The sequence below is a fragment of the Streptomyces sp. NPDC048481 genome (genome assembly GCF_043200075.1).
Classification (GTDB): domain Bacteria; phylum Actinomycetota; class Actinomycetes; order Streptomycetales; family Streptomycetaceae; genus Streptomyces.
Genome location: NZ_JBICXC010000002.1, coordinates 663,288 through 683,793 on the forward strand (window position 1 = coordinate 663,288; position 20,506 = coordinate 683,793).

At 73.4% G+C, this 20,506-nt stretch carries 12 protein-coding genes; 5 read left to right on the forward strand and 7 right to left on the reverse strand.

Annotation, left to right across the window (positions count from 1 at the left end):
* Window positions 1–61: 61 nt before the first annotated feature.
* The 5 genes from sucD to ACGFSH_RS09165 form a co-directional block, all read right to left on the reverse strand.
* The gene (gene sucD / locus ACGFSH_RS09145; RefSeq protein ID WP_393346477.1) at window positions 62–949 is read right to left on the reverse strand and encodes a succinate--CoA ligase subunit alpha; all 888 of its coding nucleotides are present in this window, start codon (window positions 947–949) and stop codon (window positions 62–64) included.
* A 21-nt stretch (window positions 950–970) separates the two neighbouring features.
* Window positions 971–2,149, reverse strand: coding sequence for an ADP-forming succinate--CoA ligase subunit beta (sucC, locus tag ACGFSH_RS09150; protein WP_393346479.1), 1,179 nt, complete (start codon window positions 2,147–2,149; stop codon window positions 971–973).
* A 1,829-nt stretch (window positions 2,150–3,978) separates the two neighbouring features.
* Window positions 3,979–5,151, reverse strand: a complete 1,173-nt coding sequence (locus ACGFSH_RS09155; RefSeq protein ID WP_393346481.1) for a VWA domain-containing protein — start codon at window positions 5,149–5,151, stop codon at window positions 3,979–3,981.
* Window positions 5,148–7,697 (reverse strand): DUF5682 family protein, encoded by a 2,550-nt coding sequence (locus ACGFSH_RS09160; RefSeq protein WP_393346483.1) that lies wholly within the window; start codon window positions 7,695–7,697, stop codon window positions 5,148–5,150. Before ACGFSH_RS09160 ends, ACGFSH_RS09155 begins: the two co-directional genes overlap by 4 nt.
* Before the next feature lie 79 nt (window positions 7,698–7,776).
* On the reverse strand, window positions 7,777–8,907 hold the full coding sequence (locus ACGFSH_RS09165) for an AAA family ATPase (RefSeq protein WP_393346485.1): 1,131 nt from the start codon (window positions 8,905–8,907) through the stop codon (window positions 7,777–7,779).
* 155 nt (window positions 8,908–9,062) lie between these two features.
* Here ACGFSH_RS09165 and ACGFSH_RS09170 point away from each other — a divergent pair, with 155 nt between their 5' ends.
* Both ACGFSH_RS09170 and ACGFSH_RS09175 read left to right on the forward strand, forming a co-directional pair.
* Window positions 9,063–10,427, forward strand: coding sequence for an SWIM zinc finger family protein (locus ACGFSH_RS09170; RefSeq protein WP_393346487.1), 1,365 nt, complete (start codon window positions 9,063–9,065; stop codon window positions 10,425–10,427).
* 92 nt (window positions 10,428–10,519) lie between these two features.
* Window positions 10,520–12,136 (forward strand): DUF5691 domain-containing protein, encoded by a 1,617-nt coding sequence (locus tag ACGFSH_RS09175; protein WP_393346489.1) that lies wholly within the window; start codon window positions 10,520–10,522, stop codon window positions 12,134–12,136.
* A 72-nt stretch (window positions 12,137–12,208) separates the two neighbouring features.
* On the opposite strand, the gene ACGFSH_RS09180 is transcribed toward ACGFSH_RS09175, so the two are convergent.
* A complete protein-coding gene (locus ACGFSH_RS09180; RefSeq protein ID WP_393346491.1) occupies window positions 12,209–12,625 on the reverse strand; it encodes a cobalamin B12-binding domain-containing protein in 417 nt (138 codons plus the stop codon).
* A 504-nt stretch (window positions 12,626–13,129) separates the two neighbouring features.
* Here ACGFSH_RS09180 and ACGFSH_RS09185 point away from each other — a divergent pair.
* Both ACGFSH_RS09185 and ACGFSH_RS09190 read left to right on the forward strand, forming a co-directional pair.
* The gene (locus ACGFSH_RS09185) at window positions 13,130–14,131 is read left to right on the forward strand and encodes an esterase/lipase family protein (RefSeq protein ID WP_393346492.1); all 1,002 of its coding nucleotides are present in this window, start codon (window positions 13,130–13,132) and stop codon (window positions 14,129–14,131) included.
* Window positions 14,132–14,514: 383 nt separating this feature from the next.
* Complete coding sequence (locus ACGFSH_RS09190; RefSeq protein WP_393346494.1) at window positions 14,515–16,029, forward strand: peptidoglycan DD-metalloendopeptidase family protein; 1,515 nt, start codon at window positions 14,515–14,517, stop codon at window positions 16,027–16,029.
* A 167-nt stretch (window positions 16,030–16,196) separates the two neighbouring features.
* Here the strand turns inward: ACGFSH_RS09190 and pcrA are convergent, their stop codons facing one another.
* A complete protein-coding gene (gene pcrA / locus ACGFSH_RS09195) occupies window positions 16,197–18,698 on the reverse strand; it encodes a DNA helicase PcrA (protein ID WP_393346496.1) in 2,502 nt (833 codons plus the stop codon).
* 458 nt (window positions 18,699–19,156) lie between these two features.
* On the opposite strand from pcrA, the gene ACGFSH_RS09200 reads away from it, so the two are divergent.
* Entirely contained in the window at window positions 19,157–20,452 is a 1,296-nt protein-coding gene (locus tag ACGFSH_RS09200) for an NlpC/P60 family protein (protein WP_393346498.1), read from the forward strand.
* The last annotated feature ends 54 nt before the right edge of the window (window positions 20,453–20,506 follow it).

The window sequence follows — 20,506 nt, forward strand, 5'->3', positions numbered from 1 at the left end:
GACGTCAGTGGGCCCGCCTCCACGAGGGAGGCGGGCCCACTGACGTACGGCTGTACGGGGCTCAGCCCGCGGCGAGGATCTCGCGCGCCAGCTTCGCCGTCTCGGTCGGCGTCTTGCCGACCTTGACGCCGGCGGCCTCGAGGGCCTCCTTCTTCGCGGCGGCCGTGCCGGAGGAGCCGGAGACGATGGCGCCGGCGTGGCCCATGGTCTTGCCCTCGGGCGCGGTGAAGCCCGCGACGTAGCCGACGACCGGCTTCTTCACGTTGTCCTTGATGAAGGCCGCGGCCCGCTCCTCGGCGTCGCCGCCGATCTCGCCGATCATGACGATCAGGTCGGTGTCGGGGTCGGCCTCGAACGCGGCGAGCGCGTCGATGTGCGTCGTGCCGATGACCGGGTCGCCACCGATACCGACGGCGGACGAGAAGCCGATGTCGCGCAGCTCGTACATCATCTGGTAGGTCAGCGTGCCGGACTTCGACACCAGGCCGATGCGGCCCGGCTTGGTGATGTCGCCCGGGATGATGCCGGCGTTCGACTGGCCCGGCGTGATGAGACCGGGGCAGTTCGGGCCGATGATCCGGGTCTTGTTGCCCTGCGACACGGCGTACGCGTAGAACGCGGCGGAGTCGTGGACGGCGATGCCCTCGGTGATGACGACGGCCAGCGGGATCTCCGCGTCGATCGCCTCGACGACGGCGGCCTTCGCGAAGGCCGGCGGCACGAAGAGGACGGACACGTTCGCGCCCGTCTTCTCGATCGCCTCGGCGACCGTGCCGAACACCGGGATCTCGGTGCCGTCGATGTCGACGGAGGTGCCCGCCTTGCGGGGGTTCACACCGCCGACGATGTTGGTGCCGTCCGCCAGCATGAGCTTGGTGTGCTTCATGCCCGTGGCACCGGTCATGCCCTGGACGATGACCTTGCTGTCCTTGTTCAGGAAGATAGCCATGGCTGTTCTGTCCCTCTTCCCTTACTTCGCAGCCGCGAGCTCGGCGGCCTTGTCGGCCGCGCCGTCCATGGTGTCCACGCGCTGGACCAGCGGGTGGTTGGCGTCGGAGAGGATCTTGCGACCCAGCTCGGCGTTGTTGCCGTCCAGACGGACGACCAGCGGCTTGGTGACTTCCTCGCCCTTGTCCGCGAGGAGCTGGAGCGCCTGGACGATGCCGTTGGCGACCTCGTCACAGGCGGTGATGCCGCCGAAGACGTTGACGAACACGGACTTGACGTCCGGGTCGCCCAGGATGATCTCCAGGCCGTTCGCCATGACGGCCGCGGACGCGCCGCCGCCGATGTCGAGGAAGTTGGCGGGCTTGACGCCGCCGTGGGCCTCACCGGCGTACGCGACGACGTCCAGGGTGCTCATGACGAGACCCGCGCCGTTGCCGATGATGCCGACCTCGCCGTCGAGCTTGACGTAGTTGAGGTTCTTCTCCTTGGCCGCGGCCTCGAGCGGGTTCGCCGAGTCCTTGTCCTGGAGGGCCTCGTGGTCCGGCTGGCGGAACTCGGCGTTCTCGTCCAGCGAGACCTTGCCGTCGAGGGCGATGACGTCACCGGAGGCGACCTTGGCCAGCGGGTTGACCTCGACGAGAAGGGCGTCCTCCTCGACGAAGGTCTTCCACAGGGTGACCAGGACGTCGGCGACCTTGTCGGCCACCTCGGCCGGGAAGTTCGCGGCCTCGACGATCTGGCGGGCGACCTCGGGGGTCACACCCACGTTGGCGTCGATCGGCGTCTTGGCGACGGCCTCGGGGCGGGTCTCCGCCACCTCCTCGATCTCCATGCCGCCCTCGACGGACGCGATGGAGAGGAAGGTGCGGTTGGCACGGTCCAGGAGGAAGGAGACGTAGTACTCCTCCAGGATCTCCGGGGCCGTCTCGGCGATCATCACCTTGTGGACCGTGTGGCCCTTGATGTCCATGCCGAGGATGTTGGTCGCGTGCTCCACGGCCTCGTCGGCGGAGGCGGCGAGCTTGACGCCGCCGGCCTTGCCACGGCCGCCGACCTTCACCTGGGCCTTGACGACGGACTTGCCACCGAGACGCTCGGTGGCTGCGCGGGCCGCCTCAGGCGTGTCGATGACTTCACCGGCCAGCACCGGTACATCGTGCTTGGCGAAGAGGTCCCTCGCCTGGTACTCGAACAGGTCCACGCGCTTCCGTCCCTATCAGTGATCTCGCGGTTCGTTGTCTGCGTGGGCGTGCCGCGAGGGCAACGTGACGTCCGACCGGTGTCTGTCACAAGGGAGGCGCACACGGTGACCGAGCGCGCGGCATGTCCGTCTCGCAGGTTATCGCTGCTTGCAGGAGGCCCCTAAATCGAGGGTCACACCTGAGCGGTGATACCTGTCACATGATGCCGGGATCACTGGCACCCCGTGCCGGATGTGAGGGCCGGGCGGGGCCGCGCCGAGAGGCCTCACCGGGCTGGGGTTGGCCCGGTGAGGCCCCCTGAGCTGCCCCTCAAGGGCTCAGGGCGGCCGGTCCCCACCCCAATGGGGACCGGCCCGCCCCGACCGTGAGGGCTGGGCCGGACAGACCGAAAGGCTTTCGGCCGTCCGAGCACCGACCCCCTCACGGAGTCGATGGGTGGGGCGTTGGGGCGTTGGTTTGGTTCGGTGGTTCGGCGGGACGGTGATTTGGCGGGACGGTGGATCGGCGGGCCGGCGCGGCGGCTGGTCGATCGGCGACGCCTGATGCGGGACGACGGGACGACAGGACGACGGGACGACAGGACGACGGGACGACGGGACGACGACGGCAGAACGGGGAGGGCTCGGCTCGGCCATGAGGGGGAGACGATCTCGATCCGGCCGGAGGGGGAACACCGCACGGGGCGGACACCGCGACGCCCGACCGGGAGGGCGTACAGCCGGGAAGACGGTCTAACCGGGGAAGAGGGGGATGTCCCGGTACCGGTCCTGTGCCGCCACGGGGTCGGGATCCGCCGCACCGCCGAGCGCGGGCCACGGCACCGGCCGGTGCGGTGACATGACGACGGCATGCGCGTCCGTGTGCCGCGGGCCACCGGCGTCGGAGGCCGACCCGCCGGCCGACGCACCGGCCGGATCACCGGCCGGATCACCGGACGAACCGCCGGCGTGCCCGCCCGTCGATCCACCCGGCGGCCTCTGGCGTGCGGTGGGCGACGCGGACCTGACGGCGGCCGGACGCCCGTCACGGGCCGCCGGAACCCTGTGAGCAGCGCGCATGGAGCCACCGCCCACGAAAGCCACGGGCCCGGAGCCCGAAACGTCAGCCCCCGCCGGCCCTGTCCGCACCCGAGCCGCCCCGCCGGCCACGGGCCCGTGCCCGCCCGACATCGAGGCCGAAGCCGACACCGACGCCGACGCGGACACCGACGCCGGATGGAGCGCCGGAACGTGCGGAACCCAGGGGATACCGGGCACGGAAGGGAGCCGTGGGTGAGACGGCAGCGCCGGAAGGGAAGGGCTCGTCGGGCGGGGCGGGGCGGACACGACGGGCGGAGCCGACACGGCCGGCAACCGGACCGGAAGCGAGACGGACACCCGCACGGGGGCTGGCACCGACACCAACACTGATCCCGACAGCGACACCCGCGCCCGCGTCAGGGCCGACGTCGAGGCCGGAGCCGACGTCGAGGCTGGAGCCGAGACCCCGGCGACGAGCCCGCCCGGTGTCGGACCGCCCTGCGACGCATGCGCCTGCCCGCCCCAGAACCACCCGAGCACGGTCAGCCCGCCGACCAGCAGCGCGAGCCGCAGCGCCCGCCGCCCGACCGCAAGCCGTCCGACCGCAGGCCACCCGACCGCACGTCGCCCGGCCGCGGTGCGCGGGAGGCGCAGGGCGGCGACGAACAGGGTGGTGGGCGAGGTCAAGGGAGGACGCTTCCCGTGCGGCGGCAGAGTGGCCCCGATCCTCGCACGGGGCTCCCGAGGTTGCGCAAGCCCCCGTTACCGATGAGTAGCCGCTCGCCTCACCTCACCACGCCGTCGCGGCCTCACCCCACGTCCGGGACGGGCAGCGGACGTTTCTCCAACGCCGCCGCCATCACCTCCGGGAACAGATCGGGGGTGCACGCGAACGCCGGTGCGCCGAGCGCCGCGAGGGCGGCCGCGTGTTCCCGGTCGTAGGCCGGCGCGCCTTCGTCCGACAGCGCGAGCAGCGCCACGAACTGCACGCCCGACGCCTTCATCGCCGCGACCCGCTTGAGCATCTCGTCCCGTATGCCTCCCTCGTACAGATCGCTGACGAGCACCACCACCGTCTCCGTCGGCCGGGTGATCTGCGACTGGCAGTAGGCGAGCGCCCGGTTGATGTCGGTGCCGCCGCCCAGCTGGGTGCCGAACAGGACGTCCACCGGGTCGTCGAGCCGGTCGGTGAGGTCGGCGACCGCCGTGTCGAAGACGACGAGCCGCGTGCTGATCGACCGCATCGAGGCGAGCACCGCCCCGAACACCGAGGCGTACACCACCGACGACGCCATCGAACCGGACTGGTCGATGCAGAGGATCACCTCCTTCTTCATGGACCGCGACGCCCGCCCGTATCCCACAAGCCGCTCCGGCACGACCGTCCCGTGCTCGGGCAGGTAGTGCTTGAGGTTGGCCGCGATCGTGCGGTTCCAGTCGATGTCGTGGTGCCGCGGTCTGCTGACGCGGGCGCTGCGGTCCAGCGCGCCGGTGAGGGCGGCCCGGGTGCGGGTGGCGAGCCGCTTCTCCAGGTCCTCGACGACCTTGCGGACGACGGCCCTCGCCGTCTCCCTCGTGGTCTCCGGCATCGCCTTGTTGAGGGAGAGCAGCGTCCCGACGAGATGCACGTCGGCCTCCACCGCCTCCAGCATCTCCGGTTCCAGGAGCAGCGCGGACAGCCCGAGCCGCTCGATGGCATCACGCTGCATGACCTGCACGACGGAGGAGGGGAAGTAGGTGCGGATGTCCCCGAGCCAGCGCGCCACGGACGGGGCCGAGGCCCCGAGGCCCGCCGTGCGGTCGCGCCCGGCCGACGGGCCCTCCTTCTTTCCGTAGAGCGCGGTGAGCGCTCCGTCCATCGCCGCGTCGCGTCCGGAGAGCGCGTGTCCGGTGCCGTCCGCCGCGTCGCCGCCGAGCACCAGCCGCCAGCGTCTCAACCGCTCCTGCCCGGCGTCCGTCCCGGCCGTGTCGTCCGCCGTCATGTCCCCACCCCCGCAAGAGCGCCGTCGCCTGTCTCTCTGCCGCCCGTCTCCCCGTCGCCCGCCTCTCCGTCGCGCGTCTCTCCGTCGCCCGTCTGCGGGTTCAGGCCCAGCAGCAGCCCGATCACCGGGAGGACGGCGTCCGCCCGTCTCTCGTCGAGTTCGTTCGCGAACCCGGGGGCACCGGCGTGCGCCCCCGGCCGCGCCGTCCGTTGTCCCGGACCGCGCCGGACCAGTTCGCCCAGCGTTCTGCGCACCCCGGGCTCGTAGGCGGAGAACGTCCGCCGCAGCAGGGGCAGCACGTCGGTGAACGACGCGGCGGGGACCGTCGTGAGCCACCCGTCGACCAGCGCGAGCAGCCGTTCGTCGTGCACGAGGAGCAGTCCGCCCCCGGAACCGCCGCCGACGAACCCCTCGATCCAGGCGGCCGCGTCGCCCGGCGGCGTCCCCGGGGACAGCGCGAGCCCCATGAGCCGAGCCGCCTCGCCGGGGTCCAGCGCCCCCTCGTCGAGGAGGAGCCGTACGGCACGGCCCCGCACGACGCCCGGCACACTGTTCCGCCGGGACAGCACCCGCAGCACGGCGCGCCAGCGGGCCGCGAGCCCCGCCTGCCCGTCCAGCATGCCCACCGCCCCGTGCACCGCGTCCACATGACGGCGCATCTCCTCCGCCGCGTCCGCGTCGAGGGACACGCAGGCGGGCGGGAGGCCGACGAAGATCCGTTCCGCGAGGCCGGCCGCCACCTCCGCCAGCGCGTCGGTACCGGTGCCGCGCACGTCGCCGTACCGCAGGGAACGGGCCAGCGCGGGCAGGGCCTGCGCGAGATGGCCGACGTCCGTGTCGAGGGCGGCCCGGTCGGCGAGCACCCGCATCACCGTCGGCAGGGCGTCCGGCAGCGCGGCCAGCAGGCAGCGCTCGGCGAGTGCGGTCACCCGGGAGAGCCCGGCCGCGGCGACGGCGTCCGTCTCCGCCTTGGCCGTCGCCGCGGCGAGCACGGTCGTCCCCCACACCCCGGCCTCGGCGACCCGCACGGCCAGCTCCGGCTCCCACCGCAGCCGCCAGGTCTCGCGGAACGTCCCCGTGCTGCCGCGCGAGGCGACCGGTTCGCCCCACGCGACGCCCAGCAGCCGCAGCCGGTGCAGCAGCCTGCTGCGCTCGGCGTCGTTCTCCTTGCGCAGGTCGAGCGCCAGTTCCCGCTCCGCCGCCTCCGGTTTGAGCCGGAGCCGACGCCGCAGCCGGTCGAGGTCGCGCTGCAACGGCACCGCGGGCGCGCCCGCCGGCACCTCGCCCAGCACGTCCCCGACGACCAGCCGGTCGCGCACCAGGTCGAGCGGCACGTCGGAGCCCTCGCACAGCACCGCTCGCGCGGCGTCGGCGGTCTCGGTCAGTCCGGGCAGCGGCCGGCCCCGCAGCACCGCCAGCGTCTCGGCGAGCCGGACCGCCTCGATGACGTGGGCCGAGGACACGATCCGGTCCTCCTCGCGCAGCAGCACCGCCACCTTCGTCAGCCAGCGCTCTATGGGCCGGTCCGGCGACGCGAAGAGATGGGCGTACCAGCCGGGCGCGTCGACACCCGCGCCGTACCCGCCGGACCGGGCCAGCCTGCGGTGGGTCCAGGGCACCCAGGTCAGGTCGGTCCTGACCTTGGGCAGCCCCTTGAGGAGCGCCCGGTCCCCGGCGAGCGCGGTCCTGCGGCGCAGGGCGGGCACATGCCACGCCCCGCACACCACGGCCACTCCGTCGGCTCCGAACTCCTTCTGCGCGATGCGGAGTCGGATGCGCATGTGCGCCTCCCGCACGAGGTCCCGCTCGTCCTCGCGCCCCGTCGCGGCGCGGTCGTACGTCTCGCGCAGGGCCCCCATCGCCTCCTCCAGCGCGGTGAACGGCGCGAACGGATCCTTCGTGCCGGCGGCGCGGTGCTCGACGACGTCCTCCCACCAGCGCTCGGGATCGTCGTACCCGGCGACCTCGGCGAGCGTGCCCAGCGGGTCCCGCCGCAGCCCGTCACGGCCCTCGTCGACGCCCCCGCTCCCCCGGCCCCCGCCGCCGTCCCCCGCGCCGCCGCCCGACGCCTCCGCCCCCGGCTCCCCGGCCGCTTTCTCCTTCTCCGCCCCCTCCGGCTCGTCCGCCCCGTCCGCCCCGTCCGATTCCCCCTTCCCCCGGGCCTCCTCGGGCCTCTCCCACGCCAGCGTGTGGGTGGCCGGGAGGTCGATGAAGCGGGCGGGCACCCCGTGTTCCACGGCCCAGCGCAGTGCGACCCACTCCGGGGAGAACTCGGCCATCGGCCAGAACGACGACCGGCCGGGTTCGTCCACGGCGTGGGCGAGGAGGGCGACCGGCGGCCGCATGTCCTCGTCCGCGACCAGCGGGATCAGCGCGTCCGCCTCCGGAGGCCCCTCGATCAGCACGGTGCGGGGCCGGGCGGCCGCCAGCGCCGCCCGCACCGCGCGCGCGGACCCCGGCCCGTGATGCCGCACCCCGAGCAGCAGCGGCCGCCCGGCGGCCGGCTCCGGGCCGCCGCCCGGATCCGCCGTCTCCCGCGCGCTCACCGGCGCGGCCACTTCGTGTCGTCGTTCACAGCCGTCCTCCCCTCGTCACGGGTCCCCGCCCCGGTCGCCGCATGGCTGTTCACGCGCTCACCTCCCGGCAGGCCCGGTAGAAGTCGGTCCAGCCCGCGCGCTCGCGCACGACCGCCTCCAGGTACTCCTGCCAGACGACCCGGTCGGCGGCCGGATCGCGCACGACGGCCCCGAGGATGCCCGCCGCGACGTCGGCCGGCCGCAGCACGCCGTCGCCGAAGTGGGCGGCGAGCGCCAGGCCGCCGGTGACGACGGAGATGGCCTCGGCGGTGGACAGCGTGCCGCTCGGCGACTTCACCTTCGTGCGGCCGTCGGAGGTGACGCCGTCGCGCAGCTCGCGGAAGACCGTCACCACCCGGCGGATCTCCTCGAAGCCGTCCGGGGCGGGCGGCAGGTCCAGGGAGCGGCCGATCTGGTCGACGCGCCGCGCGACGATGTCGACCTCCGCCTCGACGCTCTCGGGCAGCGGCAGCACCACCGTGTTGAAGCGCCGGCGCAGCGCGCTGGACAGCTCGTTGACGCCGCGGTCGCGGTCGTTGGCCGTGGCGATGAGGTTGAAGCCGCGGACGGCCTGCACCTCCTGCCCCAGCTCCGGTATCGGCAGCGTCTTCTCGGACAGGACGGTGATCAGCGTGTCCTGGACGTCGGCCGGGATCCTGGTCAGCTCCTCCACCCGGACCGTTGCGCCCGTGGCCATGGCGCGCATGACGGGGCTGGGCACCAGCGCGTCCCGGCTCGGCCCGTGCGCGAGCAGCTGCGCGTAGTTCCAGCCGTAGCGGATCGCCTCCTCCGGCGTGCCCGCGGTGCCCTGCACGAGCAGGGTCGAATCGCCGCTGACCGCCGCCGCCAGGTGTTCGGAGACCCAGGTCTTGGCGGTGCCCGGAACTCCGAGCAACAGCAGCGCCCGATCGGTGGCGAGGGTGGTGACCGCCACCTCGACGATGCGGCGCGGGCCCACGTACTTCGGCGTGACGACCGTGCCGTCCGGCAGGACGCCGCCGAGGAGGTAGGTGGCCACGGCCCACGGCGACATCTTCCAGCGGGCCGGCCGGGGCCGGTCGTCCTGGGCGGCCAGCGCGGCGAGTTCGGCGGCGAAGGCCTCCTCGGCGTGCGGGCGCAATGCCTCCGCCGGCTCGGTGCCGGTCGGTTTCACGGACGTCGGATCTACGGACACAGACATGGCTGAGGCCCCCTCCAGCTCGGCCGGTTCCATCTGGTGTCCACCGTGCACCACGCCACTGACAATGCGATCTGACCTGCGAAAACGTGCTCGCGACCGCTGTCGGCGAAGGTGCGCGGGGCCGATTGTCAGTGGGGGGACCTACCGTCGAGGACATGACTCAGCAGGGGGTGCGCTGGAGCGTGGACCAGGTGCTGGCACTGGCGCCTGACTCCGCGTCACGCAAAGCGGGGAGCAAACTCGGCGCGGCCGGGCCGTGGTCCGCCGCGGGCAGTTCGCGGGAGGGGGCGGTGTGGGGGCTGTGCAAGGGCAGCGGCAGCACCCCGTACCGGACGGTCGTCGACGTCGTGGGCGGATCCGGCGCCCCCGCCCCGGCCTACAAGTGCAGCTGTCCCAGCCGTAAGTTCCCGTGCAAGCACGCCCTCGGGCTGCTGCTGCTCTGGTCCGGCGGGGAGGCGTCGGTACCCGGCGAGCGGCAGGCTCCGGACTGGGCCGAGGAGTGGCTCGCCGCCCGCAGACGCACACAGGACGAACGTGAGGCGGCCCGGGCGGGTTCCCCGTCCGGGCCGGCCGACCCGGAGGCGGCGCTCCGCCGGGCCGAGCGCCGCGCCGAGCGGATCACCGCGGGCGCCACGGATCTGGAGGAACGCCTGACCGACCTGCTGCGCGCCGGTCTGGCCACGGCCGAGCAGGCCGGGTACGGGCTGTGGGAGGAGACGGCCGCCCGCATGGTCGACGCACAGGCTCCCGGACTCGCTTCACGTGTAAGGGAGTTGGGAGCCGTCCCGGCCTCCGGGCCGGGCTGGCCGGTACGTCTGCTGGAGGAGTGCGCCCTGCTCCACCTCCTCGACCGGGGCTGGCTGCACCGCGAGCGGTTGCCGGACGCCCTCGCGGCGACGGTCCGCACCCGCGTCGGGCTGCCCTCGTCCCCGCAGGGACCGCCCGTCCGGGACGACTGGCTGGTCCTCGCCCAGTACGACAGGGCCGACCCGAAACTGACGACGCGCCGCATCTGGCTGCACGGCGCCGCGTCGGGCCGCACGGCGCTCCTCCTCTCCTACGGCGCCGCGGGCCGCGCCCCCGAACTGACCCTGCCCGTCGGCCTCGTCCTGGACGCCGAGCTGTCCGCCCACCCGGGGACGGGCGGCCTGCGCGCCTCACTCGGCGAGCAGTTCGCACCGCCCCTCCCCACCGGCGTCCGCCCCCCGGGCGGCACGACGGCCGAGGCGACCGCCCGTTACGGCGAGGCCCTGCGCGACGACCCGTGGCAGGAGTCCGTTCCGGTGACGCTGGACGACGTCATACCCGTCCCGGACGGCGACTCCTGGCAGCTGGCCGACGCCACGGGCGGCACGGCGCTGCCCCTGACCACCACCGCGCAATCCCGCCCCGGTCTGTGGCGACTGGTCGCCCTGTCGGGCGGCGCCCCCGTCAAGGTGTTCGGTGAGTGCGGCCACCGCGGCTTCACCCCGCTGACGGCCTGGCCGGCGGGCCCCGGCAACGCGGTGCGCCTGTGCTGAACGGCCCGGCACGTCCCCTCCGACGACGCGGAATATGACGCGCACCACCGCAGCACCGCAGCACCGCACACACGGCAACCGAAGGGAGCCTCATGAACTCCGGCTCGTCCCTCCCCCCGCCACCGCCCTGGGAGGACCTGGTCACCGCGGCACTCCTGGGCACCGACCGCCGCACGCCCCCGGGCTCCGCCCCCGGCCACGGCGCACCGTCGGCCCTGCTGGACGCCGCCGCCGCGGAGACCGTCCGCCGACGGGCCGGCCTGCGCCCCGGCCCCGCCGCGCCCCGCCCACGGCCGGCCCCCGAGGACCGACGCCCCCCGCTTCCCCCCGCGGCCGCCCGCAGGCTCGCCCTGCTCCTGGCGGACCGCCCCGGCACCGCGCAGGGCAGCCGCAGAGGAACCGCGCCCGACCTCGTCGAACTGCTGCCGCAGTGGCTGTCGGCGGTGAACGAACGGGGGTTCGCCGCGCCCCCCGAGTCGCTGCCCGCGCTGCTCGACGCGGCGCGCGCCCGGACGGACCTGCGTCCGGCCGCGCTGCGCTTCGCCGGTCCGCGCGCGCTGTGGCTGGCCCGGCTCAACCCGGACTGGCGGTTCGCGCTGCGCGCCGGCCCGGGCGGCGGCACGGTGCTGCCCGGCCCGCAGGAGACCGGGCGGATCGAACAGCTCTGGCAGGAAGGCCTGTTCGCGGAGCGCGTCTCACTCCTCTCGGCCCTCCGCGCCCGCGACCCCGACGCGGCGCGCGAACTGCTGGAGGCCACCTGGCCGACGGAGCGCGCCGAGGACCGGCTGATGTTCCTCGACTCGCTGCGCGCCGGACTCGGCCCGCGGGACGAGCCGTTCCTGGAACAGGCGCTGGCCGACCGCAGCCGCAACGTGCGCGCCACGGCGGCGGAGCTGCTGTCGGCGCTGCCGCAGTCGGCGCTGGCCGCCCGGATGGCCGTCCGCGCCGGCGCGTGCGTGGCCGTCGACCACACCCGTGACACGCCCACACTCCTGGTCGAGGCGCCGCACGAGTGCGACGCGGCCATGGAACGCGACGGGGTGTCGCCCAACCCGCCGTCCGGCCGGGGCGAACGGTCGTGGTGGCTCGGTCAGCTGGTGGAGGCGGCCCCGCTCGCCGGCTGGCCGGCCCGGCTGGGCGGCCGGACGCCCGAGCAGATCGTCGCGATGCCGGTGGCCGACGACTGGCTGGGCGAACTGCACGCGGCCTGGTGCCGGGCCGCTGTGCGGCAGCGGGACGCGGACTGGTCGCGGGCGCTGCTCGGACCGCCGTCGGCGCCCGGTGCGGGCGGGCCGGGTGCGGTGTCCCTCGCCGAACGGGCCAAACTGCTGGGCACGTTGACGGCGCCGGAACGGGCCGAGTGGGTCGCGGGTTTCATCGCGGCGCACGGCCTGTCGGAGGCGTTCCAGCTGCTGGGCGTCTGCTCGGTGCCATGGGCCGCGCCGCTGGGCAGGGCCGTGGTCGACGCGCTCAACATCGCCCGGGACGCGGGCAGTTATCCCTGGAGCTTCAGCGGCGTCATGGGCCTGGCCGAACGCTGCCTGGACCCGTCGGAGGCGGTCCGCCTGGACGCCCTGCTGGCCGTGCCGGACGAACCGGAGGACGCCTCCCCCGGCGCGGGCGGCTACTGGGCGGAGGCCTTTCAACGCCTGTGCCGGACGCTGCGGTTGAGAGCGGCGATGACAGCGGAGCTGGAGGCTCCCACGTGAGTCGCGGATCCGGCGCGTTCCGCCCGCCCCGCCCCCGTCCCGCCTTGCCCCTGCCGCCTCGCCTCGCCCTCGTCAGGCTCCCGCGGGCTGGCGGACGTTGGCCCGCACCCAGTCGACGACGGAGGCGGTGGTCGCCCCCGGAGTGAAGATCTCCGCGACGCCCAGCTCCTTCAACGGCGCGATGTCCGCCTCCGGGATGATCCCGCCGCCGAAGACCACGATGTCCTGCGCGTCGCGTTCCTTCAGCAACTCGATCACCGCGGCGAACAGGGTGTTGTGCGCCCCGGAGAGGATGGACAGCCCGATCGCGTCCGCGTCCTCCTGGATGGCGGTGGCGACCACCTGCTCGGGCGTCTGGTGCAGCCCGGTGTAGACGACCTCCATGCCGGCGTCGCGCAACGCCCGCGCGATCACCTTGGCCCCGCGGTCGTGGCCGTCGAGCCCCGGCTTGGCCACCACCACACGGATCGGACCGCCTGCCACACCCATCACTGCCTCCATGAAGCGACTGCGTCCATCCTCCACCGCCCGCCCGCCGCGGGCCAGACGGCCCCCGCACGTGAACGCACGTTATCGCCGGCATCCCCCAACCGGCAGTTTCGCGGTGCGGGCCGAGGGGGAAAATCGCACAGAGGGACACGTTCACCGCGCACCGCTCTCCCACCCCACGGGGGAGCGGTCGCACCGGAGCCGCGTCGGGACAGCGGTGCCGCCGGGCGCCGCGGACGGCGCCGCGTGGCGGTACGGCGGATCGGCGGGCACGATGGTCACGTAGGACAGGTAAGGCACGACAGCGGGAGCCTCGTCGCCAGCACCGGCAGGGATCCCGTCCGTCGAGCGGTGCGACCGGGTGCCATGAGAGCCGTGCACCCCCACACCGCGGGCCTCACCCGACTTACGCCCTGGCGTGCCCGATCGACCTCCTCGACAGCGACTTCCACGAGGGCACACGGGGGACAGAGAAGTCCTCAGCGTGCCGACAGGAGGTCGGCCATGAAGGTCACCCGGGCCTTGCAGCCCATTCTTCCGTTGTGTCAGCGCCTGCTGCCGGACATGCCGAACCTTGCCGGCCTCGCCGTCTTCCCCAGCCTCCCCCACCTGCCGGGCTTCCCGGGTTTCCCGAGCCTTCCGGGACTGCCGAGCCTTCCCGGTCTGCCGGGCAGACTGGCCGGTTTCTCCGTGGCCCTCCTCAAGGCGACCGCGCTGGACCTGGCGATCCTCGCCGGGCACCTGCTCCTCTACCCCTCCGGGATGGCGCAGGAGCGCCGCTGCACGATGCGTCCCGAACTGCCCGGACCGGCGTCCGCGGGAGAGCCGACGCACCTGCCCGCGTCGTCCGCGCCCCCGGTCGTGCTGCTGCACGGCTTCATCGACAACCGTTCCGTGTTCGTCCTGCTGCGCCGCAGCCTGGCCCAGCACGGCAGGCACCGCGTCGAGTCGCTGAACTACTCGCCCCTGACGTGCGACATCCGGACCGCGGCCGAACTCCTCGGCCGGCACATAGAGGAGATCTGCGAACGCACCGGCAGCCCGCAGGTCGACGTGGTCGGGCACAGCCTGGGCGGCCTGATAGCCCGCTACTACGTGCAGCGGCTGGCGGGAGACGCCCGTGTGCGGACGCTGGTCACCCTGGGCACTCCGCACTCGGGAACCCGGGTCGCACCGCTCGCCAACGCGCACCCGATCGTGCGCCAGATGCGTCCCGGCTCGGAACTCATCGGGGAACTGGCCCGCCCCGCACCGGGCTGCCGCACCCACTTCGTCAGCTTCTGGAGCGATCTCGACCACCTGATGGACCCGCTGGAGTCGGCGTGCGTCGACCATCCGGACCTGCTGGCGCAGAACGTCCGGGTCACCGGCATCGGCCACCTCGCGCTGCCCGTGCACCCCGCCGTCGCGACCGGCATCCGGCAGGCCCTCGACACCGAACATCCGCCGGTCCCCGCCGGCGTCGCCGCCACCGCCCCCCGCAACGGCGGCCTGACCGTGGCCTGAACCGCGCCGACCGGCACCCGACGCGATCCCGACGCCACTCCTGCGCAGCGCCGACGCGGCCCCGACGGAGATCCGCCGGGGCCGAGAATGTGCCGGGCGAAGAAGCCCTCAGGAGCGTTTCACCCGCCCCAGGCGGCCCCCGTCACCCCTCAAGCACCCGCAGAGCACTCCTCCAGCACCCGCCCAGCACCCCTCGGCGACCACTCCACCATCGAACGCTATTCGAACCTAGGGCCAAGCTCGCGCCCCTCGTCCCCCGAAACACGGCCGAATGCCCTTTTCCTTCGGGCGTGAAACCTGCAGAAGATTGTCGTGCCCGCGTACTGCCGGGTACAGTCGCCGCACTGCTCTGGCAGCCCCTGTCGTCGGCGAAAGAGAAGTTGGTGAACGACCGTCACCCGTCGGGGGTCATGACCACCCCGGCCCCGGCTTCCGACGCCGCTTCGGCGCCCTACGCGTCGTACGGCACCCAGGAAGCCCACTACGACGGCTTCACCACGTACTCCGGCTACGAGACCGGCGCCTACGACGCCGGGACGCAGCACGGAGGGCATCCCGCGGCGGCCGACCCCCTCTTCGGCGAGCTTCCGGGCGACGGCACGGCCCCCGGCGCCCACGACGGAACGCAGTGGCACACGGGCAGCCACCAGACCATGGACACGGGCGGTCACCAGGCCCTGAACTACGACGGTTACGCCGCCCAGCACCACGCCGCCTACGACACCGGCGCGTACGACGCGACCGCCTGGTCCGGCGAGCAGCAGCACCTGACCGCCGTGCCGCAGCAGGCGACCGCGCCGGACGTCAGCGGCCAGTGGGACGCGAACGCCTGGCTCCAGCCCGACCAGTCCGCGAACCCGGCCGACCGGACCCAGCAATGGGAATGGGGCACGCAGGTCTTCGACACGGGCGCGTACGACGCCACGCAGTGGAACTCCGACGGCGGCGGGAGCACCGGTGAGAACCCCGGTGCCGAGCAGGGCGCCGACGTCTACGAACAGCAGCCCGCCGAGGTTCCGTTCGACCAGCAGGCCACCGCCACCTTCGAGCAGGTCGCCCCCGACGAGCCGGCCGACGAGGCGCCCTCCCTCCTCGACGACCAGGAGGACGCGGCGCCCGCACCGCTCGGCCGTGCCGCCACCCGCAACGCGAACCGCTCGCGCCGCCGCACGCCCGCCAAACGCTCCGCGCTGCTGACGGTGGCGGTGCCCTCGGTGTGCGTGATGGGCGTCGCCGGGATCGCCGCGGCCTCGGTCGGCGCGCTGCCACTGACCGGCGGCGACGGCAAGGACACCACGGCCTCGGCCGCGGACGCGCAGCCGGTGAAGCCGTCCGCCGCCAACAACAGGCTCGACAGCCAGCTGGAGACCCTCAGCGCCGGAGCCGACGACTTCGCCGACCGCGCCAGCCGCACGCAGGAACGCATCGACCTCAAGGCGCAGCAGGCGGCCGAGCAGAAGAAGGCCGCCGCCGAAGCGGCCCGCAAGGAGCGGCTGCGCCCCAAGTACGCCCTCCCGGTCGCGCAGCACGGGCTCAGCGCCTACTTCGGCCAGGCCGGCATCAACTGGATGTCCCAGCACACCGGCATCGACTTCCCGGTGTCGTACGGCACCACCGTGATGGCGGCGACCGACGGCACCGTCCGCACGCAGTGGAACAGCGCCTACGGGAACATGCTGATCCTCACCGCGAAGGACGGCACGGAGACCTGGTACTGCCACCTCTCCAGTTACCGGGTGCCCTCCGGGACGACCGTCAAAGCAGGCGATCCCATCGCGTATTCCGGGAACTCGGGCAACTCCACCGGCCCGCACCTGCACTTCGAGGTCCGCCCGGCCGGCGGCTCCGCCATCGACCCGCTGCCGTGGCTGCGCAGCCACGGCCTCAGCCCGACGTGAGCGTCTGCCCGTAACCCGGCGCCCTGCGTCCTGCGCCCGTCCGGCGCACCACCCTCGCGGTCCGACCGCGCCCTCGACGTCGTGGCGGGACGCGCGGCCGCCCACGCCCCCTGCGCGCGTGCGACGACAGGCCCCGCCACGAACGGCAACGCTCGTGATCAGTACACCTAGAGCTTCTCCACCGGCGCGTACCGCAGCAGCAACCGCTTGGGCTTGACGTCGCCGAAGTCGACCGTGGCCTCCGCGTTCGCGCCGGTGCCCTTCACGCCCACGACCGTGCCGAGGCCGAACTGGTCGTGCGTGACCCGGTCGCCGACGGCCAGCGAGACGACCGGCTTCTCCGCGGCGGCCCGGCGCGTCGCGAAGCCGGAGGCGCCGGCGGCCGAGGAGCGCGAGCGGGACGAGGACAGCGAGGCCGCCACCCCGGACACGGGACCGGAGGCCGTCGGCGCGGTCGCCCCCGTCCGCTTCCAGTCCACGTAGGTCGGCGGGATCTCCTCCAGGAACCGTGAGGGCGGGTTGTACGAGGGCTGCCCCCAGGCGCTGCGCAGCGACGACCGGGTGAGGTAGAGCCGCTCACGCGCGCGCGTGATGCCCACGTAGGCGAGCCGGCGTTCCTCCTCCAGTTCCTTGGTCTGGCCGAGGGCGCGCATGTGCGGGAAGACGCCGTCCTCCATGCCGGTGAGGAAGACGACCGGGAACTCGAGGCCCTTGGCGGTGTGCAGGGTCATCAGCGTGATGACGCCGGAGCCGTCGTCGTCCTCGTCGGGGATCTGGTCGGAGTCGGCGACCAGGGCGACCCGCTCCAGGAAGTCGGACAGCCCGGCCGGCGTCGCGGTCTCGCCGTCCGCCGCCTCGGTCTCCTGCTCGAACTCCAGGGCCACCGCGGCGAGTTCCTGGAGGTTCTCGATCCGGGTCTCGTCCTGCGGGTCGGTGGAGGCCTGCAACTCGGCGAGGTAGCCGGTGCGTTCGAGGACCGCTTCCAGGACCGTCGCCGGACCGGCGCCCGACTCGACGATCGTGCGGAGTTCCTCCATCAGCGCGTTGAACCGCTTCACGGCGTTCGTCGACCGCGCGGCCATGCCGTACGCCTCGTCGACGCGCTTCAGGGCCTGCGGGAAGCTGATCTTCTCGCGCTGGGAGAGGGCGTCGATCATGGCTTCGGCGCGGTCGCCGATGCCCCGCTTGGGCACGTTGAGGATCCGGCGCAGCGGCACCGAGTCCTCCGGGTTGGCGAGCACGCGCAGGTAGGCCAGGACGTCCCGGACCTCCTTGCGCTCGTAGAAGCGGACGCCGCCGACGACCTTGTAGGGCAGGCCGACGCGGATGAAGATCTCTTCGAAGACACGGGACTGGGCGTTGGTGCGGTAGAACACGGCGACGTCGCCCGCCTTGGCGTCGCCCGCGTCCGTCAGACGGTCTATCTCGTCGGCGACGAACTGCGCCTCGTCGTGCTCGGTGTCGGCGACGTAGCCGGTGATGCGCGCGCCCGCGCCCGCGTTGGTCCACAGGTTCTTGGGGCGGCGGGACTCGTTGCGTTCGATGACGGCGTTGGCGGCGGACAGGATCGTCTGCGTGGAGCGGTAGTTCTGCTCCAGCAGGATCGTCGTCGCGTTCGGGTAGTCCTCCTCGAACTGGAGGATGTTGCGGATCGTCGCGCCCCGGAAGGCGTAGATCGACTGGTCGGCGTCACCGACGACGCACAGTTCGGCGGGCGGGACGTCGTACTCGCTCGGCGGGACGTCCACGGGGTGCTCGGAGGTGCCGACCAGCTCGCGCACCAGGGCGTACTGGGCGTGGTTGGTGTCCTGGTACTCGTCGACGAGGACGTGCCGGAACCGGCGGCGGTAGTGGTCGGCGACGTCGGGGAAGGCGCGAAGCAGGTTGACCGTCGTCATGATCAGGTCGTCGAAGTCGAGGGCGTTCGCCTCGCGCAGCCGCGACTGGTACATCGCGTAGGCCTGGGCCAGGGTCTTCTCGAACCCGTCGGTGGCCTGGGCCGCGAAGTCCTCCTCGTCGATCAGCTCGTTCTTCAGGTTGCTGATCTTGGCGCTGAAGGACTTGGGCGGGTAGCGCTTGGGGTCGAGGTCCAGGTCGCGGCAGACGAGGGCCATCAGGCGCTTGGAGTCGGCGGCGTCGTAGATCGAGAACGACGACGTGAAGCCGAGCTTCTTGCTCTCCCGGCGCAGGATGCGCACACACGCGCTGTGGAACGTCATGACCCACATCGCGTTCGCGCGCGGGCCGACGAGCTGCTCGACGCGCTCCTTCATCTCGCCCGCGGCCTTGTTCGTGAAGGTGATCGCGAGGATCTGCCCCGGGTGCACGTGACGCTCGGCGAGGAGGTGGGCGATGCGATGGGTGAGCACGCGCGTCTTGCCTGAGCCGGCGCCGGCCACGATGAGCAGCGGGGCGCCGGCGTGGGTGACGGCCGCGCGCTGGTTGTCGTTCAGCCCCTCCAGCAGGGCCGCCGCGTCCAGCACCGGGCGCGGGGCGCCGTCGCGGTAGTGGGCGTCCCGGTCCGGGGGCAGGTCGAACTTCCCGCCGAACAGATCGTCCGGAACCGACTCCGGTCCGTGATCGTTCTCGGGCGGCGGCGGGGGCTCCTCCTCGGGGGCGCGGGGGCCCTGGAGGTCCGCCAGGAAGCTGTCGTCAAAGAGGCTGCTCATCGCTCTACGAGTCTAGGGGTCGCCACTGACAACCGGCTGCCGTCCCCGGAATCCGCCAGGGCTCACCCTCCGGGTGAGCGCCGTCACGGTACGTCGACCGCCGAGGCCGGAGCGGGCCGGCCCCGCGAAAGGTCACGAAAATGTATCGGGCATATCGCCCGCCAACCTTCACACGGACCACACCGGTTGGCTACCGTGCCGACAGGCCGCAGGACCCCCGCCGGCGAACGACGCCGGGCCGCGCGGCCTCCGCCCAGTCCGGCGCGCCCGCTCGCGCGACCGGAGCCGGGACCCGCCGAAGTCCAGAGGTGCATCGTCCGGCTCCCCCGCCGGGACGCAGGCCGTCGGGCAGCCCTTCCGGTCTCCACCGCCCGAACCCGCCCGGCGCCCGGCCGGCCTGGGCGAGACCCCGCCGCCGCCGACCCGGTGGAGCGGAGCACTGGAAGGAGTCGCCTCCCTTGGCGTCGCAGCACCGCAAGCCACGCTCCGCGGGCCCGCGCGTGGCAGGCATACCCACCCCCGCGCTCGCCACCGCCGCCCTCACGTCCGTGGCCCTGCTCTCCCAGTCGGCGAACGCCGCTGCGCCGGACGACGGCAGGCCGAGCCTGGAGGAGGTCGAGAAGAAGGTCGACGACCTCTACCGCCAGGCGGAGTCGGCGACCGAGAAGTACAACGCCGCCAAGGAGAAGACGACCAAGCAGCGCAGGCGCGTCGACTCCCTCCTCGACGACGCCGCCCCGCGCACCCAGAAGGTCAACGAGGCGCGCGAGGAGCTGGGTTCCCACCCGGCCGCCCAGTCCCGCGCCGGCGCCTCCGTGCCCGACATGGCGACGTTCCTGCTCGCGGACAGCCCGCAGGACTACGTCGACCGGAGCCAGCCGATGAACCGGGTGACCGGCCGTCAGCGGAGCACGGTCGACGACCACGTCACCGAGCAGTCGGCGACCATGGGCAAGCGCCGGGAGGCCGCCGAGAGCCGCGCCCCGCTCGACGACGCGCAGAGCCGCCTCAGAACCGCCAAGGCCGCCGTGCAGAAGAAGCTCGCCCACTCGCGCGAGCTGCTGTCCCGGCTGACGGCCCAGGAGAAGGCGCGTCTCGCGGCGGTCGAGAAGCAGCGCCAGGAGGAGGCGGCCCGCAAGGCCGCCGAACCGGCACGGTGGCAGGCGGCCGCACCGACCACGGCCCACCTGGACGACGGCGGCGTCCCGTCGAGCACGGAAGCGACCACGGGCACCCGTACGGGGACCGCACCGCATACGGTGCCGGCCACGCATACGGTGACGGCCACACACATGGGGACGGGCACGCACATGGGGACGGGCGCCGGCTCGCCGTCGCCGTCCGCCCCCTCCGCCCCTGCCCCGGCTCCCGCCTCCCCCGCCGACCCGTCGTACGGCGCCAAGGCCGGCAAGGCGCTCGCGTTCGCCCGCGCGCAGATCGGCAAGCCGTACGTCTGGGGCGCCGTGGGCCCCGGCTCCTACGACTGCTCCGGGCTCACCCAGGCCGTCTGGAAGGCCGCCGGCGTCACCCTCCCGCGCACCGCCTACGACCAGGCGAAGGCCGGCGTCACGGTCTCCCTCGCCGACGCCCGCCCCGGCGACCTGGTCTTCTTCCACGACGACGTCAGCCACGTCGGCGTCTACATCGGCAACGGCATGATGATCCACGCCCCGAAGCCGGGCTCCTACGTCCGCGAGGAGTCGATCTACTACGACGGCGGGTCCGGCATCCACGGCGTCGTACGGCCCGCCTGAGCCCCTGAAAGGGCGGCGGCTCCCCGCCGCCCTTCCCGCGCGCTCCTCGTTTTC

Coding starts and splice junctions, on each gene's coding strand:
- sucD (WP_393346477.1), bottom strand. CDS start 949: ATGGCTATCTTCCTGAACAAGGACAGCAAGGTCATCGTCCAGGGCATG.
- ACGFSH_RS09155 (WP_393346481.1), bottom strand. CDS start 5,151: ATGACGGCGGACGACACGGCCGGGACGGACGCCGGGCAGGAGCGGTTG.
- ACGFSH_RS09165 (WP_393346485.1), bottom strand. CDS start 8,907: ATGTCTGTGTCCGTAGATCCGACGTCCGTGAAACCGACCGGCACCGAG.
- ACGFSH_RS09170 (WP_393346487.1), top strand. CDS start 9,063: ATGACTCAGCAGGGGGTGCGCTGGAGCGTGGACCAGGTGCTGGCACTG.
- ACGFSH_RS09175 (WP_393346489.1), top strand. CDS start 10,520: ATGAACTCCGGCTCGTCCCTCCCCCCGCCACCGCCCTGGGAGGACCTG.
- ACGFSH_RS09180 (WP_393346491.1), bottom strand. CDS start 12,625: ATGGGTGTGGCAGGCGGTCCGATCCGTGTGGTGGTGGCCAAGCCGGGG.
- ACGFSH_RS09185 (WP_393346492.1), top strand. CDS start 13,130: ATGAAGGTCACCCGGGCCTTGCAGCCCATTCTTCCGTTGTGTCAGCGC.
- pcrA (WP_393346496.1), bottom strand. CDS start 18,698: ATGAGCAGCCTCTTTGACGACAGCTTCCTGGCGGACCTCCAGGGCCCC.